This is a genomic window from Carnobacterium jeotgali MS3 (assembly GCF_000745125.1).
GTDB lineage: Bacteria > Bacillota > Bacilli > Lactobacillales > Carnobacteriaceae > Carnobacterium_B > Carnobacterium_B jeotgali.
In genome coordinates this window covers 73,566-98,439 of the sequence record NZ_JQNF01000003.1, presented here as the reverse complement: position 1 = coordinate 98,439, position 24,874 = coordinate 73,566, and the positions used below count along the sequence as shown (strand labels likewise).

Genomic DNA, 24,874 nt, shown 5'->3' with positions numbered 1-24,874 from the left:
TTATTTCTTCCCTTTAGGAATGGCTCGAATGGCTAGATAATAAATGAATAAGGTTACCATTGTTTTAATCTCTATTTGGAAAGTGGGAACAAGGCCAACACTATTTAGAAAAGCAATAAAGAGAGTTGGCAAAGTGGAAGCAACTAAAACAATTTTAAAGTTTTCACCAATTTTCAACTGCTTTCCTGTAATCATAGAGAGAACATTTGCAAATAAAGTCGATAATAAAGTATAGATAAACGTAAGAATTAAACTAATCAAAAAAACCATGCCAAAGGTTAGAATCTGTAGAGTGCTACCAAATGATTGAACACTCAGTATAAGGTCGATGAATGAAGTACTTGTTAAACCGTTTAGCTGAGTATATGGGAAATGAATAGGATAACCAGGAATACTAAAATAAAGGCCATTTTCTAAAAATGCAATACCTACTAGGTCTCCAATCAGATCTTGTTTCACATCTTCAATCGTTCTTTCGCCATTTGGGTCAAAGGTAAAAATAATTGAATCCGTTTGATAAATATAACTTTTTACCGGTTCATTTGTAACAAGCTGATTATTTTCTATCTTAAATGATGGAATACTTTTAGAAATAATTTGTCCATCACGACTAAAATCATCAATTGTGTTGTTACTTTGTATCCAAAGCGGGATAGTCGCGATAAAAGCGATAAATAGAAAATAGAGAAATGTTTTGCCTTTTTTCAAAGTAATCGCTTGAACGAGTTTTTCTGGATGAAGCAGCGAGTTTTTAAATATATTTATTAATTGGATAGTGATCTCTCCTGACTTTATAAAACAAAAATATTTTTTTAAATGAACGATAAGCATAGGTTGCTTTGTTTTATTGTAGCGGTTAAATTTAATAAACTCAATAGGTTAAAATAAACGTAAAAACAAATGTGTTATTTTTCAACCATAAAGATAACCTAATGCTTTGTATTTTTTAGTGAAAGGTGTTACATTTATTATGTGAAACTTAAAAAATTATCTGGAGGAATTAATTATGACCTACGAATTACCAAAATTACCTTATGCATATGATGCATTAGAACCACATATTGATCAAGCAACTATGGAGTTTCATCATGACAAACATCACGCAACATATGTTGAAAAAACAAATGCTGCTCTTGAAAAACACCCTGAGCTAGCTGCAAAATCAATTGAAGAATTAGTAGCTGATTTAAAATCAGTTCCTGAAGAAATTCGTACAGCTATTCGTAACAATGGTGGCGGACATGCTAACCATAGCTTCTTCTGGGAAATTCTTTCACCAAATGGTGGCGGAGAACCAACTGGAGCTTTAAAAGAAGATATTGATGCAACTTTTGGTAGCTTTGATAAATTAAAAGAAGCTATTGAAACTGCTGGAGCTGGACAATTTGGTTCAGGTTGGGCTTGGTTAGTTCTTAACAACGGTAAATTAGAAGTAACTGCAACAGCAAATCAAGATTCTCCATTAACTGATGGAAAAACACCTCTTTTTGGAGTAGATGTTTGGGAACATGCTTACTACTTGAACTACCAAAACAAACGTCCTGCTTATTTGAAAGCAGTATGGAATGTTGTTAATTGGGAAGAAGTAGCTAAACATTACGAAGCAGCTAAATAAATTATAATCAAGAAAGCAATCCTTTTAGGATTGTTTTTTTTGTATGTAATCGTAGGGTACCACTATTTTGTAAACGTTTTCTTTTTGTGGTAAAATTAGCTTATGGATGGAAAGTAATGTATAGGTTGATCAGTTGGGAGTGGGTAGAATGGATAAACAATTCGAAGGTGTCATTCAATCAATGGATTCATTGATAGGAAAAGTAACGCATTTGCTAGAAAGCGGTCAAACGGTTGACCAAATAACACTAGTAACCAATGAAGACAAAGAAGACGTTAAGCATGAGTACAAAACGGCTATTGCACATTATGAAAAAGACCCCATCCTTTTGGAAAAAATAACTTGGATGATTCAACATGCTGAATCCGATGATATTTTTTCTTTGGAAAAATACGGATTAACAAAAGAAACTGAAAAAGACCAGTATAATCAAGCTATGTTTGACTTAAACTATGTTTTGTTTTTAGGTGAATCGTCAGATAATGATTATTGGTACCCAAAGAAAAGGTTGGGTAGACCCCTGACAGATCTTGAAGGAAATAAAGAATTTAATCATCAATCAGATTTTATCAACTCCGGCTCAGCTAATAGCGATATTAGCAGTCCGAGGTTTAATGGAAGTTACAACAATCAAGCTTGGATGGAGCCTAATTCGGATAGGAATACAACTAGACGATAAAAAAAGAACGTATAGAGCATTAATTGCTCTATACGTTCTTTTTATGTGAGAAATTAGTTATGAGAGACTGAATCAACTTTAGACAATAACAATACCTAGCATATTCGCAATAATTAGAGCCTGGCCCGCGTTTAATTTACATCCTTTTACCAAGTCAGTGGATACTGCTAGACTTTCAAATTCAGAGTCACTTAAATTTAAGCCATTGAGATTCGTTTGCATGATAGACATGCGATTCAATTGACATGTAACAAAATCTAACTTTTTCCATTTGACTTCAAAAAATTCACTTTCAAGAAGGGAACAATTCTGGAAACGGATTTGTTTCATAGAAGCATAATTGAAAGAACTATAATTTAAAATACAATGATCAAAATGAACGTCAACGATTGAAGCTTCTGCGAAATTGGTACCTAACATTTTCGTGTCTTTAAAAGAAGTCCGATGAAAAGTTGATCCAATCCATTCGCTATTGCTGATATTGCATCCTTCAAAGGTAACATCTAAACATTCAAAACGAGTAAACTGGCATTGTTCGAATGTGACGTTAACAAAAGAAACGTGTTGAAAACAAACATTTTCTAGCTGCCTATTGGAAAGGGTGCAATCTTTAAATTGACAATTGGTATAAAAAGATTCATGGCCAATGTCATCAAAGTTAGCGGTACTTAATTGGTTGGGTATTCTCGGTTGAGCAATTTTTATTAACGAATTCATAAATATCCACCTTTAATGGGTTTTTTTAGAAAAAAAGTTGTTACTAAAAGGAGCAATGCCGATATAACGGTCAGAACTACTCCTTCAAAAAATAGTGGTGCTGTATAGTCTAATTCAATAACGTGTTTTCCTTCGGTGATTGGAACGACTAATAAACTTTCTAATGCTTGTTTCGTTTGGACAGGAACACCATCAATCTTGACTGCCCATCCTTCACTATAAGGAATGGTTGTCATTAAGACTTTTTGCCCTTTCTGGATGTCTACAGTGCCTTTAAATGAGTTGCTGTCGTATTCTTCAATCGTCATACCGCCAGTCTTCAAAGAATGAATAGCTTGATCAAATGCGGTTGAATCTAAGCGGTACAAATTGAACTCTTTTAAACGGATCGTTGATTCTTTTAAATTGATTTTAAAAGTGATGGTATTGCCTTTATTCTGACTGGCAATATTTAAAACTAACTGGTCACGATACGTTTCGTACTGAGTAAAGGGCTCTCCGTTTAAAAACAATTCAACATCTTCATCTTTAATATTTGGACTAAGTGTTAAATAAAATGAATCGTTTGTTTCCGGTGTAAATTGAAAACTCACTGAAGCATCATTATTTAGAACTTGTTTTTGATAGATTGTCTCATTAAGCGTATCAGAGGTGGTCACGTTTTGGTATACGGTACTATCAAAATCAGTTGGAATAAAGAATCTTTCTACTGGTTGATTACCGGTTAAAGCTCGCAAGATGTTTTCTTGCAATTGGATAGGTTTATCTTCTAGTAAAGAAACAGCTAAAATAGCATCTGAGCTGCTAAAAGCAAGAGGTAGAGCATTTGGATTTTCATAAATAAACGTTTTATCAGTTTCGGCAATTTTTGTATAAGAACGCAAATCAGGTTTTGTCTGCATGGCATTCAATTCAAAGGTGGCTTTTTTTTCATCTGAAACAGGTGGAGTCAATAGCGATTCCATCAATGAAGCCGATTGGGTAGTTTGGTTAAGAGCTTTTTTTAGTGGTGCATTTTCAGTTCCTGAAAAATCGGCATCATCTGTAAAATAAAGGGGTTCTTTTTCACTCATGTAGTATTGAATATCAAATAAAGCATCCGTTAACAAGGTTCCGTTAGAATAGGCAAGAAAACCATCCCCAACTGGAAAACCAAGACTACCGAATAAAGCAGGAATCGTCCGTTCAAAAGTAGAACTGAAATGAGTTATACTTGGGTAATTCGCTTGAAAGCTATCATTTTTTGTCCGTAAAAAGGTTTTTTCGATTCGGTAAAAATTGTCATCCGCTTCTTGGATAGCATCAATGCTATCATCTAGTCCAGTTTGGTAAACAGTAAAACTATCTTGGTCGACATAACTTAAACGGGATAAATCAATCTGGGCATTTAGCCCCATTTCTACTGTAGTGAGAATGAAAAAAGCAACAGGTAACCAAGTATATTTTTGTGGTTTGATAATGAGTAAAAAGATAACAATACACGTGAATAATACTGTTAAAATAATTTGTTCGATGTAAATAAATTCAAAATCACCCTGGTAAACATAAACACTCACCAAAGCTGTTACCAGCATGCTGACAAAAGTGCTGACAGGTCTCATACCCTCATAATGCATGAAACTCCGGAAACCATTCACGAGCATGAAGAAACAGACTACAAAAGAAAAACGATACGGATACCAAATAGGGTACTGCATAGCGTGCCAGATTTTATTAAAAGCTTCAAGATTCATTGAAACAACAAATAGAATCATGATGGCTAAGGCTGTTAGTCGTTCTCTTTTTGAAAAAAATCGGTTAAAGAAATAACATAAGAATGAGACCAGCGCTAAACTGCCAATAAATAAGTTAGGATAACCAGAAGGCATTTGATCAAAGTTAAAAGCACCAATAAATAATTTTGATAATATTTCTAAGAAAGGATAGGCTAACTTCCAATCTAGTTCGAATTCTGTATAGCTAGCTTTACTTTCCATAAGAGAATGAAATGTGGGAAGCAGTAAGATTCCTGCCAGACCTGCACCTAATAAAGAATGCCAAATGAATAAACCAATTGTACTAAGCGTTTTTCTTGCTTTTATCCGCCACAGAGTTCCTTTTGGATAAGAAACACCGATTAAGCGAAAAATAAAATAACAAATTAAAAATAAACAAATCATATACGCCATGTAATAGTTTGAGAATAGCATAATGCCCAGAAAAACAGAGTATCCTAAGCCGGATTTTTTATCGACTAAGCGCTCAAGACCTAATACAATGAGCGGTAGAAAGATAAGGGCATCTAACCACATAATATTTAATTGGTTGACAATCGTATACCCCATTAAAGCATAACTGATGGAAAAGGCGGCTAAAATAAAACCTGTTCCATTGAAAGCTTTTTTTAATAAGTAACCAAAGCTCAGTCCTGCTAGGCTAATTTTTAATAAGGTCAAGCAGGTTACTGCTAAAACGATTTGAGTATGCGGAAACAGCAAAAAGAGTAAATTAAAAGGACTAGTCAAGTAATAAGCCCATAATCCCACCATATCTCCGCCAATAGCTTTAGAAAAAGAATAAAAGAAAGTGGTTGGATCTTCAAAAAAAGTTTGTCTATAATACGCATAAAAATCAACATACTGTTGACCCAAATCAACTGTTAAAAGAGAATCATTCCCAAAAGGGTAAACTCCTTGGAAAATATAAATGAGTGACATCGTAAGGAATGGGACGAAAAAAGCTAACAATAAGGGCCATTGTTTTTGAATAAAGGTCTGCATTGTTTTTTGCATAAGGTTCAACTCCATTAACAAACTTGTAATTCTTACAAGTATTAGAATAGCATAGAATGGAACGAAATAATTAAAGTTTTCTTTAATCAGTAGTTAATTCAAATCAAATTTGATACAATGAGACAAGTTAATTTGAACAGGAAGGTGTCGTTTTTTGAAAACAAATAATAAAAATCATAATAAGAAGAAAAAATCACATATTCCATTTCGGCTGAATTTTTTATTCTTTACTGTCTTTCTATTATTCGCTATGTTAATCGTTAGATTAGGCTATCTGCAAATTGTAAAAGGTGAAGAATTTGAAACAGAGGTTCAACGAACAGAAACGACTTTAGCAACAGGAACCGTGCCTAGAGGTGAAATTTACGACAAACTACAGCGTAAATTAGTTGGAAATGATGCACTTCAAGCAATCACATATACAAGAGGTACCGGCGTTTCTAGTAAAGATATGGCAAAGATTGCTGTTGATTTGGCGAAATATATCAAGATGCCAAATATTACTGAGCTTGAGCAAGAGAGCGATTTTGATTTATCCAGAAGAGACTTAAAAGATTTTTGGATTGCTTTGAATGAAGACAAAGTAAATAAACGGATCTCGGATAAACAAAAAGAGACATTAGACGGATCAAAACTTTATCAACTACAAGTGGATAAAGTTACTGATGAGGATATCCAGTTCGATGAAGAAGAACAAGAAGCAGCAGCTATTTTTAAACGAATGAATGGTGCCTATTCTCTATCCACCATCAATATCAAAAGTGAAGATGTAACCAATGACGAAATCGCAAAGGTCAGTGAAAATCTTTTAACCTTACCAGGAGTGGATACCGGGACGGACTGGGTCAGAACGTATCCAGAAGGCGATATGCTTAAAAGTATCCTTGGAAATGTTACCAGCGAGTCTGAAGGATTACCAGAGAATAAAGCAGCTACTTACCTCGCACGAGGATATGCACGTAATGACCGTGTGGGAAAAAGTGACTTAGAATTACAATATGAACAAGTTTTAAGTGGATCGAAGTCAAAATCAGAAACTGAAACCAATCAAAATGGTGATATTGTTAATACAATCCAAAGTTATGCCGGTGAAAAAGGCAATAATCTTGTTTTAACCATTGATATGGATTTCCAAAAGATTGTTCAAGATATTGCTAAAAATTCCGTAGCTACTGAAAGCGAAGGGCTGAACGATAGTGCTTATGTTATTGCAGCTAATCCTAATAACGGTAAAATTTTAGCAATGACTGGTCAAAAAAGAAATGCGAAAACGGGTGAGATTGAAGATGACACACTAGGTCTCCTCAACAATACTTATCAAATGGGTTCCGTGGTCAAACCAGCAACTGTATTAGCTGGGTATATGGATGGTGCCATCACACTAGCGGATAATACATTAGCGGATGAACCATTATTATTTGTTGATGGGACTAAGATTAGTTCTGTTTTCAACCGTTCGGGAAGAGTTACAGTGAATGATATTACGGCTTTAGAACGCTCTTCCAATGTGTATATGTCCAAAATTGCCATGCGTATGGGTGGGGAATACGATTATTATAACAAAATGGCTTTAAATATTGATTATAAAAATGTCATTAAAAAATTAAGAAGCTATTATGCTCAATTTGGGCTGGGTGTGAAAACGGGAATTGATTTACCCGGTGAAGGCTCTGGTTTTATAGGAACAGCTGAAAATCCCGGTTTAGCATTGACTTTTGCATTTGGACAGTACGATACTTATACACCGATTCAAATGCTGCAATATGTTTCAACGATTGCAAATGGTGGGAAACGGATTGCTCCTCGTCTTGTTGACGAAATTCGTGCAACAGATGCTAAAGGGAATTTAGGTGCTGTTCAAACACAAATAGAATCAGACGTGTTGAATATCGTTGATGTTGGAGAAACTGAGATGGACCGCGTTCAACAAGGAATGTACCAAGTAGCTAATGGAGCTAATGGATCTGCTAGAAGTGCCTTTGTGGGCGCTGATTATACCGTGGCCGGTAAAACAGGAACTGCTGAAGCTTTTTATGATGGGGTCAACAAAAATAGAAAAGGCGAAAGTGTAACCAACCGGACCTTTGTAGGATATGCTCCGTATGATAATCCTGAGATTGCGGTCTTTGTCATTATTCCTTATTTGCCAAATACAAATACGAATCATGAAAATACAGGTATTGCTCGTAAAGTTCTTGATGCTTATTTCCAAGTTGGCGATTACGCTGATCTTTCAAAAGATATTGCTGAAGAAAATAAACCAACAACTGAAGAGTAACAATAGAGAAAAAAGATTTTGCCACAGAGTGGGCAAAATCTTTTTTTTATGCATTACAAATTAATGTAATAGGTTGTTTCAAACTTTTTTAAAGCTAGATTAAATTATTAAATTTATTTTACAAAGTACTTTTTTAAACGGAGGTATGTTAAACTGAGCTTTGAGAATAAAAAGAAGAGGTGAATTTAATGGACTTATGGATAATTGTCATTATCTTATTAGTCATTGCAATTGCATTGATTGGCTGGTCATTTTATAGAAAAGACAATGGCGAAAAAATTAAAGAAGAATTTGAAGAGTTATCTTTGCAACTGTTACAAGACATTTATAGTTTGAAAAAACGTGTTTCAGTTTTAGAAGAAGAATTAAATATACAAACAAAGGAAACACCTACCTCAGCTAAGATTCATAATGTTTTAAAGAAACATGTGGTTAGTTTGTATACACAAGGTGTTGCAATCGAAGATATTGTGATGCAAACCCGTTTATCTGAGGCAACTGTAAAAGTTGTTATCGATGAGTATGTGAAAAATAATTAATCCCTGGTAAAGGAGAATGACAGAATGAGTAAACCCGCTTTACGTTATTTAGCATTAGGATTTCTAGTATCTGCTATTGTTCTTGCAGGCTATCGACTGTTCTTCTATGATGTTCAAACTATAGCCTCTGAAGATACAGTGGTTGAAGAATCAGCATTAACGAAAGAAGAAGTATCTTACAAAGAAAAATATGAAGCTTTACTAGCTGAAACAGAAATCGCTAATTTAGAAAAAGAAACGGCAACAAGTGAGTCAGAAGCGGTTAAAGAAGAAGCGACAAGTGAGTCAACGGAAAGTGCTGAAGCTGAATCTTCTGAACCTAGTGAGAAAAAAATTACTGTTACCATCAATGATGGGGATCCGAGTAGTGTTGCTAGCCAACAATTACAAGCGCAAGGATTGATTGAAGATGCTTTTGATTTTGATGGATTTTTAGAAAATAATAATTATGCTGCGCTAATTCGCCCAGGTTCATATGAAGTATCTAGTGAGATGGATTATGAACAGTTGGCTAATGTGTTGATGGGGAATAATTAGACTGAAAGTGAAACGAAACATGAGCGTAAAGTAAAAAAACTTTACAACCTCTAAAAAAATACTAGCATGTTTATACAAAAAGTGATATGATATTTAAGTCAGAAGACAACGAAATATGTCTTCAAATAAATACTGTTTAATGCTTGGAGGGAAAATCATGCGTGTAAATATCACATTGGAATGTACAGAATGTAAAGAACGTAATTACATCTCAAAGAAAAATAAACGTAACAGTCCGGACCGTGTTGAATTTAAAAAATACTGCCCGCGCGAACGCGTTGTAACTTTACATCGTGAAACAAAATAACATTTTTGTTATTTCAATTCGCAAATAGAATCGTTTTATAGATTAAGCTGGAAGATTTTCTTTCAGCTTTTTTATATGGGAAAAAATAAGTTAAAAGGCATAGAATTAGGTTCAATGATTTGTATTTGCTATACTAATAGTACTAAAACAGAAGGTGGTTTTGAAAATGGATAAATGTGAAATAGCGTTAAGCAATGGAAAATCATTGGTAGTAACTAGTTCCATTGAACAAGTACTAAATAAAGCAACAGATGAAGATGGTGAATTGTTAGAAAATTTTATTTTACTAGAAGATGAATCTGGAGCTTCCTATTATTTAAATCCGAATCAAATTGTAACCGTTTCAATTTTTAGAACGGATGCAAAAGAAGATACAGACAAAACTGAAGTTGATTTTGAAGGGAAACACACAAAAGGAAACTTAGACGCTGTAAAGAATTTAAGTAAAGACATTGAAAATATGGAATAGAAGGTCGAACGTCTGTTAATGATAAGAGAAATGCTGCTGAAATTTGAATCAACAATCTAAATTTCAGCAGTATTTTTATGCGAAATTTTAAAGCAGGAACAGTAGGCTTTGTGCTATAATAACTAGTGAAGATTGTTTGATAAGTAAGAACGGTTAAATAAATAGTTTAGTAAATAGAATGGAGTTGACAGTTTGGAGTATGGAACTCAAATGAAAATAAAACGATTTCTTAGAAAACCAGTCGTAACCTACCTGTTTTTAGCCATTCAGATTCTAGCGTTTATCCTAATGACTTTAGATGGTGGAAGTACGAATATGGTTACCTTGCTAAAGTATGGGGCTAAATTTAATCCGTATATTGTTTTGGGAGAATGGTGGAGATTGATTACACCAATGTTCTTGCATATTGGATTTATTCATTTATTGATGAATTCGGTCATTCTTTATTATTTAGGAGAACAATTGGAGGGTATGTTTGGCCATTTGCGGTTTGCCGGTATCTACTTACTCAGCGGTATAGCGGGAAATCTTGCGAGTTTTGCATTTAGTGACAGTCTATCTGCAGGAGCTAGTACAGCTTTATTTGGATTATTCGGATCAACCATTATGCTTGGCCAGACTTTTAAACATAATCCAGCCATTCAACAGATGGCTAAAAGCTTTGGAACATTGATCATTATTAATATTGTTTTTGGCGTATTTAGTTCGTCAATTGATATGGCAGGACATTTAGGAGGCTTACTTGGAGGTTTCTTAATTGCGACAGCGATTAGTGTGCCTAATCCAGTAAAACAATGGCGCAATAAGCGATTGATCTATGGGGGCCTTTTTGCTATCCTGGTTGTCGTATTAGCCTATCTAGGATACCTTAATACACCTATTTCGTCTTTTAGACTTTAGGGAGTGAAGCCATGATAAATTTGTATGATGTACAACAGTTGCTAAAAAGATTTGGTATTTACGTTTATCTTGGAAAACGGTCTTGGGATATTGAATTAATGATGATTGAGTTAAAGAAACTACATGAGAATGGTTTAATTGAAAGAACTGAATACTTGCCTGCTTTACTCGTTTTAAAACAAGAGCATCGAAAAGAAGAAGAAAAATTAGAAGAGTAACAATGCTGAATTTGGAGGAATTGTCATGTCAAAAAAAATTATTGGAATTGATTTAGGTGGAACAACTATAAAATTTGCTATTTTAACAAGTGAAGGAGAAATTCAACAAAAATGGAGTGTTGTAACGGATATAACAGATAAAGGCTCGCATATCGTTCCCTCTATAGTTGAATCTATCAATGAACATCTTGAAAGATATCAATTATCACCTAGTGACTTTATTGGTATTGGAATGGGGTCTCCTGGTACAGTTAATCGCAAAGAAGGAACGGTTGTGGGTGCCTACAATTTAAATTGGACAATGATTCAACCAGTCAAACAATTAATTGAAGAAGGTACAGGCATTGCTTTTGCAATTGATAATGATGCAAACGTAGCGGCTCTTGGTGAACGATGGAGAGGTGCTGGAGAAAATGAAGAAGATGTTGTGTTTGTTACTTTAGGCACGGGTGTTGGCGGCGGAATTATTGCTGGTGGGCGTTTGATTCACGGTGTTGCCGGTGCTGCTGGTGAGTTAGGACATATCACCGTTAATCCAGAAGGGTACGATTGTACATGTGGCAAAAAGGGCTGTCTTGAAACGGTTGCAAGTGCTACAGGAGTAGTACGTTTAGCGAGAGATTTTTCTGAAGAATATGCTGGTGATTCAAATTTAAAAACCATCATTGATGACGGTCAATTGATAACAGCTAAAGATGTTTTTGATTTGGCGAAAGAAAATGATGAATTAGCGGTTAAAGTTGTCGATAAAGTTTCTTATTACTTAGGCTTGGCTTGTGGAAGTGTTGCAAATGTTTTAAATCCATCAACAATTGTGATTGGTGGAGGAGTTTCTCATGCAGGAGAATTTTTAATAGATCAAATCAAAGCATATTTTGACAAGTTTACCTACCCAACTATTCGTGAAACAACAAAGATTCGATTAGCTCAATTAGGAAATAATGCCGGCGTAATCGGCGCAAGTTCATTAATCAAAGAACACATCAATGGTACATTATAAAATAAATCGTTTATTTTAAAAATGGTTGTTTAACAACTGGTGTGGATGCTTCAAAAAACTCTTATGGAATAAATGAATATGCTTGTAAGAGCCCTGAGACTGTCTGAATCCTAGAACATTCAAAACTTTCAAGCCACAATTGGGTCATAAGCAATCCTATTCCTTCAGAATTTGGGTAATCGAATTAAATCGTCTATCAACATTAAAAATGAGATAACCTAAAAAAATAATCCTCTTATGTTATTCCTAAAAGATGATTTCGGCAGTTTACCGAAATCATCTTTTTTTATTTCATTTGGTATTGCAATGGAAATCGTCTTATGGATTCGTTAGCTATAAAACAGACTAATAAAGTGTGAAATGGCGCTGTATATGTTATAGTTTAATGAGAAAGATTTTGCAAAGGAGAATCCCATTATAAAACCGCGTAAACAAATCAAAAAAAATAAGGTGATTAGAATGGAAAGTAAAAAGAAAAAAGTGAAAATCCTCAACTTAGTTATTTTACTTTTTTCCGCGACCTTATTTTTAATAAGTTGCACTAAAAAACAACCAACGGAAGTTCCTGAGCCAGAAAAAAAGGCATTATCTTATAAAGAAATTCCGATTGACTATGAAAGTTTTAGAAAAGTAATCGGTTGGATGTCTGATGAAGAAGTTTTGGTGCATACTGGTGAGATAAATAATGATAATTTATCTTTGTTTAACATTTTTACTGGGGAAATCACGCCTATTTATGAAGCAGAATCGATTATTTTAACAGCTATTATTTCAGAAGATAAACAACAAGTATTGATTCAAGTTGTCGGTGAAAACGGCGGAGAATTAAGAATAATTGATAAAAGCGGGTCCGTTATGCAAATGTTGCCATTAGAAACAAAAGGTTTCGTTAATGTGAATTGGAATCCGGCGAATAAAAATCATATTTTTATTTCTTATTATCAATCAGATACAGAAATAGTTGTTGGCAATTGGAATCTTGAAACCAATGAAGTCGTATCTATACCTTCAGCTTCGTTGACTCCTATGTGGTATTCAGCTAATTTGTATTTGTATGTAGACAATAATGATGACTTTTCCCTTGAAACTGGCGACCTTTATATGGGAGATATCCGTACAAATGATTCGCTGAGATTAAAAAGCCAAGTGTCAGATTTTTTTGTACATGAAGATACATTTATAACCTATACTCCTTCTGATTTTGCAGATGATGAATTGTTATTAAATTACCAATACCCTTTCATGGTTGATCAATCGTTTATGGCTATACCTAAAGTAACGATGAATGATCGGTTAGTTTTTCCTTACTTAAGTCAAGCTGCAAGAAACACACCGGTTTATGGTGTTTTTGCAAAAGAAGCGGTGCAGTTAGAACTTAAAACGGGAGATTTTGAATTTGGCAAGTTGAATTTTGATCATAAAACGATTGAACCTATTTTGGACCTACCAGATAATGCGCCTATTTCGATAGCGAAGAATGGCAAATACAGTTTGTATGGTTGGCGCTATGAAAGTATCATAGATATCGAACAACAAACAATTTATTCATTGATCGATATGCCATAGTAAGTATAGTTGTAAGATTGGAAAAAACGGTAGTAATAAAAAAAGCTAGTAAAACAGCTCATTCTTGTGTACAATTATCCCTGTAGAACGAGTTGAAAGGGGTATACAAGAATTGAATACAGGTCAGATTATTAATACAGTTTTATGGATTATCATCATAGTGTGGGCAGGTTATGAAGTCTACAGTTATTTCAAACGCAAAAATGCTTCTATTGAATTAACAGAAGAAGAATTTAAAAAAGAGATGCGTAAAGTTCAGTTAATTGATGTCCGCGAGAAAAAAGATTTTGATGCGGGGCATATATTAGGAGCTAGAAACATTCCTTATTCTACTTTGAAAACACGTAGTGGTGAAATCAGAAAAGATCAACCAGTTTATTTGTATGATCACAACAAAGCGGTAAGTTTACGATCAGCAGTTCGCTTACGTAAAGAAGGCCACACGGATATTCATCATCTTAAAGGCGGCTACCGTGATTGGACTGGAAAAACAAAAGTTTCTAATTAATTAATTAATTAATTAATTAATTGAATAGGCTAAAAATGTTTCTAATAAAAAGACACGTCACTAAATTAAATTGTGATGTGTCTTTTTTTATCCTTGATGCCATCTACTAGCCCACTTCGTTTTATAGCTACTTGGTCAGCCATCTCCCGAATAACAACCTCAATCTCATATTGATCTATGTAATCCCTATCTAATATTTGGCTTTTGCTAAAGGAATTTGATAGAGGAATATAATTTTGAGCAATAATGCTTTGGTCAATCCCGTGAGCATAATAAAATAGTTGCTCTCCAATAATCCTATGAGTCCGTTTTAAGGATTGGGCAGAATTCGTTGATAAGCTGTAGACCGAATCAATTCCTAAACGGTAAATATTCGCTGCGGTTCGTTGTCCGATACCCCACATTTCGTTGATAGGATGGATATTCCAAATGGTTTCTGATACCATTTCATAATGACATTCTGCTATGCCATTGGGTGTTTTTTTAGCAGCGTTATCCAAAGCTAGTTTTTCCATAAGTGGGTTATCGCCGATGCCAATTGTTACAACTAAACGAAGCCGTTACCAAATGGTCGCTTGTATTTTCAATGCAATTTCTTTTGTGGATCCATAAAGAGTGTTTGAAGCTGTTACATCTAAAAAAGATTCATCAATACTGTAAAGGTGCAAATCGTTTTCCGATACAAATTCAAGAAAAATAGCATTGATGATTTCATTGATGCGCAAATATAAGGTCATTCGCGGTTCAACAATTTGAATAAACGAATGACGAGGAATTTCATATCGTCTGGAGCCTGTTTTAATGCCATATTCTTTTTTCACTCTAGTAGAAGCTGCTAAAACTAAGCAACCATCTTGGTTAGGTTCATTTGAATAATCCATCTTAATCATCAATCGGTCCCTTTCTTATAGTAGCTAGTTCTATTGCAAGAACGTATGTTCGATAAGTGAAGGGGAACAGTAGGAATGAGAATAACATAAGCATAATGAAACGGACCTGACAGTCTACTTCATTATGCTCATATGTTAATCTTCATCTTTTATATCAATGTCTTCTGGGATAGGTTCGTTTAAATACTCTTGTACTTCTCTTTTGTACTTCTCAATTTCGCGTAAATATAAATTGAATTGCTCTTTATAAATTAAAATAGTTTCTCCATCTGATAAAGTACGAATTTGTTTTTCACGAATCAGACGCATAATATCAGTTGTAGAAATTTCTAAATAAAGGGCTGTTTCTTCGATTGTTAAATACATATGCCTTCCTCCTTAATACATGTTCTATTGTACGTTACTTTGGAGAAAAAAACGATTGTTTCCTGTTATGGAAAAAAAGCAATCTATAGGGCAAAGAATAGAAATATGCTATAATTATTAAGAACGTAAGCAATGGAGGGACAACGGTCATGAATCAAACAAAAATTATTGCTCACCGAGGAAGTAAAGGAACGCATCCGGAGAATACCATAGAAGCAATCACAGAAGCTGTTCGAGTGGGAAGCGATGGTATTGAGATAGATGTTCATTTAAGTTTAGATCAAGAATTGATCGTTATCCATGATGAAACAATTGATCGTACCACAAATGGAAAAGGCCGTGTTCAAAACTTAACGTTAAACCAATTAAAACAATTCGATGCCGGAAGCTGGTATTCTTCTGAGTACAGCACTTCTCGTATTCCAACGTTACAAGAAGTTTTCTATTTGTTAGACGCAGCTGACTATCAAGGATTAGTCAATATCGAGCTAAAAACAGATAAAGTTTTGTATCCAGGAATCGAGGAAAAAGTAGTTGCTTTTGCAGCTGAAAAGAATTGGCCGTTCACTATTGAATATTCCAGTTTTAATTACCAAACTTTGATTGAGCTAAAAAGACTTGATGCTACTTGTAAAATTGCCTTATTATTTAAAAAAACTGGCAAAAATGTTCATTTTTTAACGCCAGACATTCCAGTCAACATGTGGCATCCAAAATTGAGTTGGTTCAGAAGTGTTAGTCTTTTTCGAATACCGGAAATGCCAGTACGGGTCTGGACTGTTAATAAAAGTAATGATCTTCAATTTTGTTTTCGTAAAAATTTAGCGGGTATCATTACGGATTATCCCCAGAAAGCTCTTGAAATAAGAAATAAGTGGCAGGGTGAAGGAGAATAGTGTGAAAAAGAAAAAAATTATTATTATTGTAGGCCCCACTGCTGTTGGGAAAACCAGTTTAAGTTTGTCGTTAGCTAAGGCGGTTGATGGAGAAATTATTAGTGGCGACTCTATGCAAATTTACCGCAATCTCAACATTGGAACAGCTAAAGTGTCCAAAGAGGAGCAAAAAGAAATCCCACATTATTTGATTGATGAAGTAGATGTCACAACGAGTTATGCGGTATCTGATTTCCAAAAGCGAGCGCGCTTTTTAATTGAAGATATATCAGCTAGGGGGAAAGTACCCATCATTGTAGGAGGTACAGGGCTGTATATCGAATCCTTACTGTATGATGTGACTTTTGGTGGCAGCGGTGAAAATGATCTGGCTTTTCGAGAAGCCCAAGAAGCAATTGCTAACGAAAAAGGGAATCTCTATTTATGGGAACAATTAACGAACGTCGATCCTGTCGCTGCTGAAAAAATTCATTTTAACAATCGCAGACGGATTATTCGAGCGCTTGAAGTGTACCACGTAACGGGACAACCTTTTTCCAGTTATCAAAGTGAGCGCAAAGAAAATGAGCTTCTTTATGAAGCTAAAATTATCGGCTTAACGACTGAACGTGAAGAACTTTATCAGCGTATCAATTTACGTGTAGAGCAGATGTTTAAAGTAGGATTGATAGAGGAAGCTGAGTGGTTGTATCAACAACAGTTACCCGATGCACAAGCCTCAAGAGGAATTGGCTACAAAGAATTGTTTCCTTACTTTGAAAAAAAAGTGACGTTGCAAGAAGCTAAAGAAGCCATCCAACAAAACTCAAGAAGATATGCCAAGCGTCAATTGACGTGGTTTAAAAATCGTTTAGAACACGTTGAGTGGTGGGATTTAGTAGCCTTTCCTGAAGACGGAAAAAAAGTAGAAATTGAAGTGGAAAGATTTCTAAAGGAATAAACTTTCCTGTTGTATTTAAAATATTAGAATAGAAGGTGAACGGAATGGAAACAAAAGAAACTGCTGAAACAGCTGAACGCGTTATCCTTGTAGGTGTACAAACAAGAGAAAGCAATCAAGATTTCCAATATTCATTGACAGAGTTGGCACAATTAACCGAAACAGCTCTTGGAGAAGTAGTGGGCGAACTGACTCAAAAAAGAGATCGAGTAGATTCTCGTACTTTTTTAGGTAAAGGAAAAATGGAAGAATTGGTTTCTTTAGTGGATGAACTAGAAGTAGATACGGTTATCTTCAATCAAGGATTGACACCGGGTCAAACGAGAAATATCCAAAAGGTTTTACTAGACGAAGTAAAGGTCATTGATCGGATTCAATTGATTTTAGACATTTTTGCAATGCGAGCTAAAAGCAAAGAAGGTAAATTACAAGTTGAGTTGGCACAATTACAATATTTGTTGCCTCGATTAGCTGGACAAGGTATTAATTTGTCTCGATTAGGCGGAGGAATTGGAACACGTGGACCAGGGGAAACAAAACTAGAAACAGATCGCCGACACATTCGTGACCAAATTACCGATATCAAGCGTGATTTAGCAGAAACGGAAAAACACCGCAGTCGTACTCGGGAGCAACGCAAAGAAAGTGGAACCTTTCAAATTGGTTTGATGGGGTATACGAATGCGGGTAAATCAACGTTGCTAAATAAGTTGACTCAAGCAGATACGTATGAAGAAAATCAATTGTTTGCGACATTAGATCCTTTGACACGTCAATTGATGTTGCCAAGTGGAATGAATGTCACACTTACCGATACGGTTGGGTTTATTCAAGATTTGCCGACACAGTTAATTGAGTCTTTTAAATCAACTTTAGAAGAAACCAAAGGTGTAGATTTGCTGTTGCATGTAGTAGATGCTTCTGCTGAAAATATGGCCGGACATGAACAAACCGTTGTTCAGTTATTAAAAGAACTTGGTATGGAAAAAATACCGATGATTACGGTTTATAATAAAAAGGATTTAGTCGAAGATTCATTTTATCCATCCCTTTTCCCGAATGTATTTATTTCAGCTAATGATCCAGAAGATATCGAGCAATTGCTAACAGCTATAATGCAAAAAATGCAAGAGTTGATGGTCCCTTACCGGATCGAAATAGCCGTTAGTCAAGGAGATAAGTTAGTCCGTTTAAAAAGAGAAACGCTAGTTATTTCAGAAGAATACGATGAAGAAAAAAATGTATACGTCATTAAGGGGTATGCGAAAGCAGCGTCGAAATGGAATGGAGAGAATCAAATATCATGAGTTGGAACGATCACTATGCACCTGAATTAATTGTAAAAATTAAAGAAGTAGAAGAAAAAATCAAACCGGTCCATGACTACATTCATGAAGTAGCTTTATTTAATCAAAATAAAGTTTTGCAAAGTTTTAGAAACAAAAAAGTTACGGAACAGCATTTTAATCCAACGACCGGTTATGGGTACGATGATTTTGGAAGAGATACATTAGAAGAGGTTTATGCTGAAGTTTTCGGAGCTGAAGCAGGTTTAGTTCGACCACAAATCATTTCTGGCACACATGCTATTTCGACCGCTTTGTTTGGTGTTATGCGCCCTGGAGATGACTTGTTGTACATTTCTGGATCTCCTTATGACACCTTACTTGAGATTGTCGGTGTTACAGGAAATGGGATTGGATCCTTCAAGGAATACCAAATGGGCTTTGATCAAGTAGATTTGTTGCCGGATGGACAAATAGATTTTGAAACAGTAAAAGAAAAAATGACGTCAAAAACAAAAATGGTCGCTATTCAACGTTCTAGAGGGTATGCCAGCCGACCTTCGTTCACGATAAAGCAAATTGAAGAAATGATTCGATTTGTCAAAGGGATCGACCCTGAAGTGATTGTTTTTGTTGATAATTGTTATGGAGAATTTGTTGAAGAAAGAGAGCCAATCGAAGTGGGAGCAGATTTGATGGCTGGATCTTTAATCAAGAATCCTGGTGGTGGATTAGCTAAAACTGGCGGATACATTGTGGGTAAAACAGAGCTAATTGAAGCGTGCGGTTACCGTTTAACTACTCCTGGTATAGGAAGAGAAGCGGGTGCTTCTTTATACAGTCTGCAAGAAATGTACCAAGGTTTTTTCATGTCTCCTCATACTGTTGGAGAAGCAGTAAAAGGCGCTGTTTATACAGCTGCACTTTTAGATGCTTGTGGAATTGAAAGTACACCAAAATGGGATGAACCACGAACAGATCTGATTCAAATGATTTCCTTAAACAATAAAGAAAAAATGATTAGATTTGCACAGACAATCCAAAAATATTCTCCTGTAAACGCGCACGTCTCTCCTATTGGAGCTTACATGCCGGGTTATGAAGATGATGTCATTATGGCAGCAGGAACATTTATCCAAGGTTCCAGTATGGAATTAACAGCAGATGGTCCAATTCGTCCGCCTTATACACTTTATGTCCAAGGTGGCTTGACGTATGAACATGTTAAATTAGCCGTCAGCTCAGCTGTAGAAGAATTGTTTTTTCGGTAATAAAGATTATTTCACGTAAAATTTTTGACAATTTAAAAAGACATTGTTACTGTAGTAATAAGCTAGATGGGAGGACCTCATGAACGAGAAAGAGCTTAGGCGTTCCATGTCTGTATTTCCAATTGGGACTGTAATGACGCTGACCGATTTATCCGCGCGTCAAATTCGTTATTACGAAGAACAAGAGTTGATTTGTCCTAAACGCAGCGAAGGAAATAGACGGATGTATTCTTTGAATGATATAGATGTACTTCTTGAGATAAAGGATTACTTGGCAGATGGAATCAACATGGCGGGTATCAAGCGTATCTATGAATTGAAAGAAAAAGAAGTGGAAAATGAAGAAAAGTCCATTTTAACGGATGAAGATGTTCGCCGAATTTTGCAAGATGAATTTCTAGCTTTGCGAGGTATGGATCCAAAAAGGACTTCACGGTTCTTTTAGAGTAGATAAGATTGAAGATCATTGGCTATAAAATATTTAATAAAAGGGAGAAAATACAACTAAAATGAAGAATTTTACAAAAGAAGAAATCGAAATGAGTGTAAAAGAACAAAATGTTCGTTATTTAAGATTAATGTTTACCGATATAGATGGAACAATAAAAAATGTTGAGGTGCCAATCAGTCAATTAGAAAAAGTAATGGAAAATAAAATGATGTTTGACGGCTCATCTATTGATGGATTCGTTAGGATTGAAGAAAGTGACATGATTTTGCGCCCCGATTTATCAACTTGGTTAGTATTCCCTTGGGAAGAAGTAAATGGAAAAGTTGCACGTTTAATTTGTGATATTTATAATCCAGATGGAACCCCTTTTTCTGGAGACCCTAGAACGAATTTGAAACGTGTTCTAACTGAAATGAAAAAAGAAGGCTATACAGAATTCAACTTAGGACCTGAGCCAGAATTTTTCTTGTTTAAATTAGATGAAAATGGAAAACCAACAACTGAATTAAATGATAATGGTGGCTATTTTGATTTTGCGCCCACTGACTTAGGCGAAAACTGTCGTCGTGATATTGTGTTGCAACTTGAAGAATTAGGCTTTGAGATTGAAGCTAGTCATCATGAAACAGCACCAGGACAACATGAAATTGATTGGAAGTATGCCGGTGCAGTAGAAGCATGTGATAACATTCAAACCTTTAAACTGATTGTTAAAACAGTTGCTCGTAAGCATGGGTTGCATGCGACCTTTATGCCTAAACCGTTATACGGAGTTAGCGGCTCTGGTATGCACTTTAATATGTCGTTATTCAACAAAGATGGAAACGTATTGTATGATGAAGAAAATGAGCTTGGTTTGAGTAAGACAGCTTATCATTTCTTAGCTGGTATATTGGATCATGCTTTAGGGTACACAGCGATTTGTAATCCAACGGTAAATTCTTATAAACGATTGATTCCGGGCTATGAAGCGCCTGTTTATATTGCATGGAGTGCACGTAACCGTTCTCCTTTGGTACGCATCCCTAGTTCGAGAGGAATATCTACAAGAATAGAATTACGTAGTGTTGATCCTAGTGCAAATCCTTATTTAGCAGTTGCAGTATTGTTGCAATCTGGATTAGACGGAGTGAAAAAGGAAAGTATCGCTCCTAAACCGATTGATCGTAATATTTACCGCATGTCTTCAGAAGAAAGATACAAAAAAGGAATTAAGGATCTTCCTTCTACGTTGCACAATGCTGTTAAATACTTGCAACAAGATAAAGTTGTACAAGATGCTTTAGGAAACCATATTTATAAAAGTTTTGTAAGTGCCAAACAGATTGAATGGGCAGCTTACCGCGAACAAGTCTCTGAGTGGGAAAAAGAAAAGTATTTAACGTTGTATTAAAAGAGTAAGTAGGAACTAAAAGAACCAGTGGGAAAAATATCCACTGGTTCTTTTTTTTGATTTTTTAAAATTGGTATAGTTCAATTTAGTGTTTATAATCGGAACAGTTAACCAATAGAAACTAGTAATGTTCATTTTGTTATGTTAGATTTCCTTACATTCGATGCATTTTTTTGTTGACAATGGAAAAAAAGACTGATATTCTATAAAAGTAATCGAATGGGGGACTTAAATGAGTGAAAAAGAGCTTAGACGTTCTAAATCGGTATTTCCGATTGGTACAGTTATGAAGTTGACTGATTTATCTGCTCGACAGATTCGCTATTACGAAGAACAAGATTTGATCAATCCAATGCGCAATGAAGGAAATCGGCGAATGTATTCTTTAAATGATATTGATATTCTGCTTGAGATTAAAGATTATTTATCTGATGGAATAAATATGGCTGGTATAAAACGGATTTATGAGTTGCAAGAAAACAAAGAAAAAGATTACGAACAAGAAATGGCTAAAATAATGACCGACGATGATGTGCGCAAAATACTCCACGATGAATTTTTAACCGTGAGTGGATTGAGTGCTAAAACGACCCATTCATTTCTTGATCAAAATCGCATAGAATAAAAATAGATAGCAAAAATGCTAATCAAAGGGGAGAAAAAATGCATGGCTAAGTTTACGAGAAAAGAAATAGAAGCAACATCAAAAAAAGAGAATGTCCGTTTTTTGAGACTAATGTTTACTGATATCTTAGGAGTCATTAAAAATGTTGAGGTACCTATTAGTCAGTTGGAAAAAGTATTGGATAATGAGATGATGTTTGACGGATCTTCTATTGAAGGATTTGTTCGGATTGAAGAAAGTGATATGTATTTAAGACCTGATTTGGATACTTGGTTAATTTTCCCATGGGAAACCAATGAAGGATCTGGCAAAGTCGCTCGATTGATCTGTGATGTTTACAATCCGGATGGTACTCCTTTTGCTGGAGATCCTCGTTCTAATTTGAAGCGTGCATTAAAAGAAATGACAGAATTTGGTTTTACTGATTTTAACTTAGGACCTGAACCTGAATTCTTTCTTTTTAAACTGGATGAAAGAAATGAACCAACATTAGAATTGAACGATGACGGTGGTTATTTTGACTTAGCGCCCACAGATTTAGGTGAAAATTGCCGTCGCGATATCGTATTGCAATTAGAGGATCTTGGGTTTGAAATTGAAGCCAGTCATCATGAAGTTGCACCAGGGCAACATGAGATCGATTGGAAATACGCTAGTGCACTAGAAGCATGTGACAATATTCAAACCTTTAAACTAATCGTTAAAACAGTGGCTCGTAAACATGGCTTGCATGCTACGTTTATGCCTAAACCGTTATATGGTGTAAATGGATCGGGTATGCATTTTAATCTATCTTTATTTACTAAAGATGGAAATGCGTTTTATGATAAGGATGGGGATATGGAATTAAGTGATACTGCACGTCACTTCTTAGCTGGAATTTTGGATCATGCTAAAGCTTTTACAGCCATTGTGAATCCTACAGTAAATTCATACAAACGTCTGGTACCTGGTTACGAAGCGCCAGTATATATTGCTTGGAGCGGCCGCAACCGTTCACCACTGATTCGCGTTCCGCAATCAAGAGGGATGTCTACACGTGTGGAATTACGCAGTGTAGATCCTAGTGCAAATCCTTATTTAGCTATGGCTGTTCTATTAAAAGCTGGTTTAGATGGTATTAAGAATGAAATGAAAGCACCAGAACCAATCAATCGTAATATCTATGCGATGAGCGAAAAAGATCGTCATGAGAATGGCATTTATGATTTGCCAGGAACATTGCATGATGCCTTAAAATATCTAGCAGAAGATAGCACAATCAAGAATGGGTTAGGGGAACACATTTATGAAAACTTTGCCAATGCTAAGAGAATTGAATGGGCTGCGTTCCGTGAACAAGTTACGGAGTGGGAAAGAGACCAATATTTAAAAATGTATTAAAAATAAAGAAATAGGAAAAATTTTCAACAATTAAAAAAATGGACAGAGAAGTGAAAAAATTCTCTGTCCATTTTTTTAAACTGCTTTTTAGCAGATGTTGCAGTTATTTACAGAGCATAGGTCTCGTACCTCTCTTTTACAGAAACTAAAAGGTCCTATTGCTTTGCCCGAACAAAGGCTAGAGAGAGTATAAAATGTCTCTAACCTTCTTAGTTTATTAAAGAACAGCTAAGGCCAATGCTTGTTGAATGGCAGTGATGTGCTTATCATTCGTGAATTGTAAAGTGATAGCTGGTTCGGTAGCGCTAGAAATGAATAGTTGCAATTCAGCATCTAAATCGAAGTGTCCAGTTGTTTCAACTAAAAAGCGGCTGATCGATTTATAGGGTAGAGAGTGATAGGTTGTTTTTTTGCCAGTAACTCCTTGTTTATCGATTACGATTAATCGTTTGTCAGTGAAGATAATTAAATCACGGACTAACTTGAATGCTAAATCAATTGTTTCGGTTTCTAAAATAACGCCCACTAATTTTTTTCGAGCTTCGTTCTCGCTGATATTCCCAGCGTTTCCTAAAAGACCACCAATTAATCCCATTTTAAAACCTCCTTAAATTCTTTAATCGTTATTGTAAAGGGTATAGTTACTAAATACAACTGATTAAAATAACGTTCTTTCTTAAATTTGAAATTTATTAACAAAAAGTGTTGACTTTTTATTCATTATTGCATATAATTAATTTTGTTGCTAGGACATGTCTCAGTAGCTCAGTTGGATAGAGCATCCGCCTTCTAAGCGGACGGTCGGGAGTTCGAATCTCTCCTGAGACATCAATTAAAAAGTTAGGAAAGCTGGATATAAAGCTTTCCTAACTTTTTTTCGTTAACTGTTTAAATTTAAAAAAAAAAGAATAAAAATAAAATTAAATAAGTCCTTCTGTAACTAGCTTGAAAATAGTGTAAAGATTTATTCAAAAAAATGTAAAAATATTCTATTATTTTACATAATGATTTATTTATGGATTTAAAAAAAATAATAAAAAGAAAAAACTAATTTTTTTTTTTTTGAAATGTGAAAAATACACTAAGGCGATTTTGAATACAAATACTCGTCGCATTTCTCTACGTATATTTGTTCACAATCTTTTGTTGGCAACACTATATATAGAAGGAAATGAATATGTCAATAGGTAAACCACTATATATAGTGGTTTATTTATTTGCCAGTAAGGAAGAATGAGTGTAGAATAACAGATAGAGAAATAGAAGCAA

General features: G+C 35.0%; 27 protein-coding genes and 1 tRNA gene. 21 read left to right on the top strand and 7 right to left on the bottom strand.

The window, feature by feature from the left end:
- The gene (locus BP18_RS00660; protein ID WP_051669210.1) at positions 1-831 is read right to left on the bottom strand and encodes a DUF1189 domain-containing protein; all 831 of its coding nucleotides are present in this window, start codon (positions 829-831) and stop codon (positions 1-3) included.
- 175 nt (positions 832-1,006) lie between these two features.
- On the opposite strand from BP18_RS00660, the gene BP18_RS00655 reads away from it, so the two are divergent.
- Together BP18_RS00655 and BP18_RS00650 are read left to right on the top strand one after the other, a co-directional pair.
- Positions 1,007-1,615, top strand: coding sequence for a superoxide dismutase (locus tag BP18_RS00655; protein ID WP_029276460.1), 609 nt, complete (start codon positions 1,007-1,009; stop codon positions 1,613-1,615).
- Positions 1,616-1,763: 148 nt separating this feature from the next.
- Positions 1,764-2,294, top strand: coding sequence for a hypothetical protein (locus tag BP18_RS00650; RefSeq protein WP_029276463.1), 531 nt, complete (start codon positions 1,764-1,766; stop codon positions 2,292-2,294).
- A gap of 78 nt (positions 2,295-2,372) precedes the next feature.
- On the opposite strand, the gene BP18_RS00645 is transcribed toward BP18_RS00650, so the two are convergent.
- Both BP18_RS00645 and BP18_RS00640 read right to left on the bottom strand, forming a co-directional pair.
- On the bottom strand, positions 2,373-3,011 hold the full coding sequence (locus BP18_RS00645) for a pentapeptide repeat-containing protein (RefSeq protein WP_029276394.1): 639 nt from the start codon (positions 3,009-3,011) through the stop codon (positions 2,373-2,375).
- On the bottom strand, positions 3,008-5,782 hold the full coding sequence (locus BP18_RS00640; RefSeq protein WP_029276396.1) for a YfhO family protein: 2,775 nt from the start codon (positions 5,780-5,782) through the stop codon (positions 3,008-3,010). Before BP18_RS00640 ends, BP18_RS00645 begins: the two co-directional genes overlap by 4 nt.
- Positions 5,783-5,936: 154 nt before the next feature.
- Between BP18_RS00640 and BP18_RS00635 the strand changes: the two genes are divergently transcribed.
- The 10 genes from BP18_RS00635 to BP18_RS00590 all read left to right on the top strand — a co-directional run bounded on the left by BP18_RS00635 (position 5,937) and on the right by BP18_RS00590 (position 14,104).
- Positions 5,937-8,060, top strand: a complete 2,124-nt coding sequence (locus BP18_RS00635; RefSeq protein WP_029276398.1) for a peptidoglycan D,D-transpeptidase FtsI family protein — start codon at positions 5,937-5,939, stop codon at positions 8,058-8,060.
- Positions 8,061-8,248: 188 nt separating this feature from the next.
- Positions 8,249-8,599 (top strand): hypothetical protein, encoded by a 351-nt coding sequence (locus tag BP18_RS00630; protein ID WP_007724167.1) that lies wholly within the window; start codon positions 8,249-8,251, stop codon positions 8,597-8,599.
- 24 nt (positions 8,600-8,623) lie between these two features.
- Complete coding sequence (locus BP18_RS00625; RefSeq protein WP_029276400.1) at positions 8,624-9,136, top strand: MltG/YceG/YrrL family protein; 513 nt, start codon at positions 8,624-8,626, stop codon at positions 9,134-9,136.
- Between the two features lie 157 nt (positions 9,137-9,293).
- Positions 9,294-9,443: a 50S ribosomal protein L33 gene (gene rpmG / locus BP18_RS00620; RefSeq protein WP_007724164.1), complete on the top strand. Its 150-nt coding sequence runs from the start codon at positions 9,294-9,296 to the stop codon at positions 9,441-9,443.
- Between the two features lie 166 nt (positions 9,444-9,609).
- A complete protein-coding gene (locus tag BP18_RS00615; protein WP_029276402.1) occupies positions 9,610-9,912 on the top strand; it encodes a hypothetical protein in 303 nt (100 codons plus the stop codon).
- 192 nt (positions 9,913-10,104) lie between these two features.
- Positions 10,105-10,812 (top strand): rhomboid family intramembrane serine protease, encoded by a 708-nt coding sequence (locus tag BP18_RS00610; RefSeq protein WP_029276404.1) that lies wholly within the window; start codon positions 10,105-10,107, stop codon positions 10,810-10,812.
- An 11-nt stretch (positions 10,813-10,823) separates the two neighbouring features.
- Entirely contained in the window at positions 10,824-11,030 is a 207-nt protein-coding gene (locus BP18_RS00605) for a YqgQ family protein (protein ID WP_029276406.1), read from the top strand.
- 25 nt (positions 11,031-11,055) lie between these two features.
- Positions 11,056-12,030, top strand: coding sequence for an ROK family glucokinase (locus BP18_RS00600; protein ID WP_029276408.1), 975 nt, complete (start codon positions 11,056-11,058; stop codon positions 12,028-12,030).
- Between the two features lie 459 nt (positions 12,031-12,489).
- The gene (locus BP18_RS00595; protein ID WP_029276410.1) at positions 12,490-13,596 is read left to right on the top strand and encodes a YqgU-like beta propeller domain-containing protein; all 1,107 of its coding nucleotides are present in this window, start codon (positions 12,490-12,492) and stop codon (positions 13,594-13,596) included.
- A 157-nt stretch (positions 13,597-13,753) separates the two neighbouring features.
- The gene (locus BP18_RS00590) at positions 13,754-14,104 is read left to right on the top strand and encodes a rhodanese-like domain-containing protein (RefSeq protein WP_407390367.1); all 351 of its coding nucleotides are present in this window, start codon (positions 13,754-13,756) and stop codon (positions 14,102-14,104) included.
- Between the two features lie 65 nt (positions 14,105-14,169).
- On the opposite strand, the gene BP18_RS12255 is transcribed toward BP18_RS00590, so the two are convergent.
- The 3 genes from BP18_RS12255 to BP18_RS00580 form a co-directional block, all read right to left on the bottom strand.
- Positions 14,170-14,619 carry a DNA polymerase Y subunit UmuC family protein gene (locus BP18_RS12255; RefSeq protein ID WP_007724143.1) on the bottom strand — a complete coding sequence of 150 codons (450 nt, stop codon included), beginning with the start codon at positions 14,617-14,619 and terminating at the stop codon, positions 14,170-14,172.
- A gap of 45 nt (positions 14,620-14,664) precedes the next feature.
- Complete coding sequence (locus tag BP18_RS12250) at positions 14,665-14,994, bottom strand: Y-family DNA polymerase (RefSeq protein ID WP_051669207.1); 330 nt, start codon at positions 14,992-14,994, stop codon at positions 14,665-14,667.
- Between the two features lie 135 nt (positions 14,995-15,129).
- Positions 15,130-15,360, bottom strand: coding sequence for a helix-turn-helix domain-containing protein (locus BP18_RS00580; protein WP_007724141.1), 231 nt, complete (start codon positions 15,358-15,360; stop codon positions 15,130-15,132).
- A gap of 149 nt (positions 15,361-15,509) precedes the next feature.
- Here BP18_RS00580 and BP18_RS00575 point away from each other — a divergent pair, with 149 nt between their 5' ends.
- From BP18_RS00575 to glnA (BP18_RS00540), 8 genes are all read left to right on the top strand, one after another.
- Positions 15,510-16,256: a glycerophosphodiester phosphodiesterase gene (locus tag BP18_RS00575; RefSeq protein ID WP_029276412.1), complete on the top strand. Its 747-nt coding sequence runs from the start codon at positions 15,510-15,512 to the stop codon at positions 16,254-16,256.
- Position 16,257: 1 nt separating this feature from the next.
- Positions 16,258-17,196 (top strand): tRNA (adenosine(37)-N6)-dimethylallyltransferase MiaA, encoded by a 939-nt coding sequence (miaA, locus tag BP18_RS00570; RefSeq protein WP_029276414.1) that lies wholly within the window; start codon positions 16,258-16,260, stop codon positions 17,194-17,196.
- A gap of 44 nt (positions 17,197-17,240) precedes the next feature.
- On the top strand, positions 17,241-18,503 hold the full coding sequence (gene hflX, locus BP18_RS00565) for a GTPase HflX (protein WP_007724138.1): 1,263 nt from the start codon (positions 17,241-17,243) through the stop codon (positions 18,501-18,503).
- On the top strand, positions 18,500-19,753 hold the full coding sequence (locus BP18_RS00560) for a methionine gamma-lyase family protein (RefSeq protein WP_029276416.1): 1,254 nt from the start codon (positions 18,500-18,502) through the stop codon (positions 19,751-19,753). Before hflX ends, BP18_RS00560 begins: the two co-directional genes overlap by 4 nt.
- Before the next feature lie 79 nt (positions 19,754-19,832).
- Entirely contained in the window at positions 19,833-20,198 is a 366-nt protein-coding gene (locus BP18_RS00555) for a MerR family transcriptional regulator (RefSeq protein WP_029276418.1), read from the top strand.
- 64 nt (positions 20,199-20,262) lie between these two features.
- Positions 20,263-21,597, top strand: coding sequence for a type I glutamate--ammonia ligase (glnA, locus tag BP18_RS00550; RefSeq protein WP_007724135.1), 1,335 nt, complete (start codon positions 20,263-20,265; stop codon positions 21,595-21,597).
- 232 nt (positions 21,598-21,829) lie between these two features.
- A complete protein-coding gene (locus BP18_RS00545; protein ID WP_029276420.1) occupies positions 21,830-22,222 on the top strand; it encodes a MerR family transcriptional regulator in 393 nt (130 codons plus the stop codon).
- Between the two features lie 42 nt (positions 22,223-22,264).
- Complete coding sequence (gene glnA, locus BP18_RS00540; protein ID WP_029276422.1) at positions 22,265-23,605, top strand: type I glutamate--ammonia ligase; 1,341 nt, start codon at positions 22,265-22,267, stop codon at positions 23,603-23,605.
- 217 nt (positions 23,606-23,822) lie between these two features.
- On the opposite strand, the gene BP18_RS00535 is transcribed toward glnA (BP18_RS00540), so the two are convergent.
- Entirely contained in the window at positions 23,823-24,200 is a 378-nt protein-coding gene (locus tag BP18_RS00535) for a PH domain-containing protein (protein ID WP_029276424.1), read from the bottom strand.
- A gap of 159 nt (positions 24,201-24,359) precedes the next feature.
- Here BP18_RS00535 and BP18_RS00530 point away from each other — a divergent pair.
- Positions 24,360-24,433 (top strand) — tRNA-Arg (locus tag BP18_RS00530).
- Positions 24,434-24,874: the final 441 nt, after the last annotated feature.

Bases quoted from the DNA above. Each gene is read 5' to 3' on its own strand.
- BP18_RS00560 (WP_029276416.1), top strand. From the start codon at position 18,500: ATGAGTTGGAACGATCACTATGCACCTGAATTAATTGTAAAAATTAAA.
- hflX (WP_007724138.1), top strand. From the start codon at position 17,241: ATGGAAACAAAAGAAACTGCTGAAACAGCTGAACGCGTTATCCTTGTA.
- BP18_RS00615 (WP_029276402.1), top strand. From the start codon at position 9,610: ATGGATAAATGTGAAATAGCGTTAAGCAATGGAAAATCATTGGTAGTA.
- BP18_RS00630 (WP_007724167.1), top strand. From the start codon at position 8,249: ATGGACTTATGGATAATTGTCATTATCTTATTAGTCATTGCAATTGCA.
- glnA (WP_029276422.1), top strand. From the start codon at position 22,265: ATGGCTAAGTTTACGAGAAAAGAAATAGAAGCAACATCAAAAAAAGAG.
- BP18_RS00650 (WP_029276463.1), top strand. From the start codon at position 1,764: ATGGATAAACAATTCGAAGGTGTCATTCAATCAATGGATTCATTGATA.
- rpmG (WP_007724164.1), top strand. From the start codon at position 9,294: ATGCGTGTAAATATCACATTGGAATGTACAGAATGTAAAGAACGTAAT.
- BP18_RS00655 (WP_029276460.1), top strand. From the start codon at position 1,007: ATGACCTACGAATTACCAAAATTACCTTATGCATATGATGCATTAGAA.
- BP18_RS12250 (WP_051669207.1), bottom strand. From the start codon at position 14,994: ATGATTAAGATGGATTATTCAAATGAACCTAACCAAGATGGTTGCTTA.
- BP18_RS00660 (WP_051669210.1), bottom strand. From the start codon at position 831: ATGCTTATCGTTCATTTAAAAAAATATTTTTGTTTTATAAAGTCAGGA.
- BP18_RS00640 (WP_029276396.1), bottom strand. From the start codon at position 5,782: ATGCAAAAAACAATGCAGACCTTTATTCAAAAACAATGGCCCTTATTG.
- BP18_RS00600 (WP_029276408.1), top strand. From the start codon at position 11,056: ATGTCAAAAAAAATTATTGGAATTGATTTAGGTGGAACAACTATAAAA.
- BP18_RS00580 (WP_007724141.1), bottom strand. From the start codon at position 15,360: ATGTATTTAACAATCGAAGAAACAGCCCTTTATTTAGAAATTTCTACA.
- BP18_RS00555 (WP_029276418.1), top strand. From the start codon at position 19,833: ATGAACGAGAAAGAGCTTAGGCGTTCCATGTCTGTATTTCCAATTGGG.
- BP18_RS00645 (WP_029276394.1), bottom strand. From the start codon at position 3,011: ATGAATTCGTTAATAAAAATTGCTCAACCGAGAATACCCAACCAATTA.
- BP18_RS00595 (WP_029276410.1), top strand. From the start codon at position 12,490: ATGGAAAGTAAAAAGAAAAAAGTGAAAATCCTCAACTTAGTTATTTTA.
- BP18_RS00605 (WP_029276406.1), top strand. From the start codon at position 10,824: ATGATAAATTTGTATGATGTACAACAGTTGCTAAAAAGATTTGGTATT.
- BP18_RS00575 (WP_029276412.1), top strand. From the start codon at position 15,510: ATGAATCAAACAAAAATTATTGCTCACCGAGGAAGTAAAGGAACGCAT.
- glnA (WP_007724135.1), top strand. From the start codon at position 20,263: ATGAAGAATTTTACAAAAGAAGAAATCGAAATGAGTGTAAAAGAACAA.
- BP18_RS00535 (WP_029276424.1), bottom strand. From the start codon at position 24,200: ATGGGATTAATTGGTGGTCTTTTAGGAAACGCTGGGAATATCAGCGAG.
- BP18_RS00625 (WP_029276400.1), top strand. From the start codon at position 8,624: ATGAGTAAACCCGCTTTACGTTATTTAGCATTAGGATTTCTAGTATCT.
- BP18_RS12255 (WP_007724143.1), bottom strand. From the start codon at position 14,619: ATGGAAAAACTAGCTTTGGATAACGCTGCTAAAAAAACACCCAATGGC.
- BP18_RS00545 (WP_029276420.1), top strand. From the start codon at position 21,830: ATGAGTGAAAAAGAGCTTAGACGTTCTAAATCGGTATTTCCGATTGGT.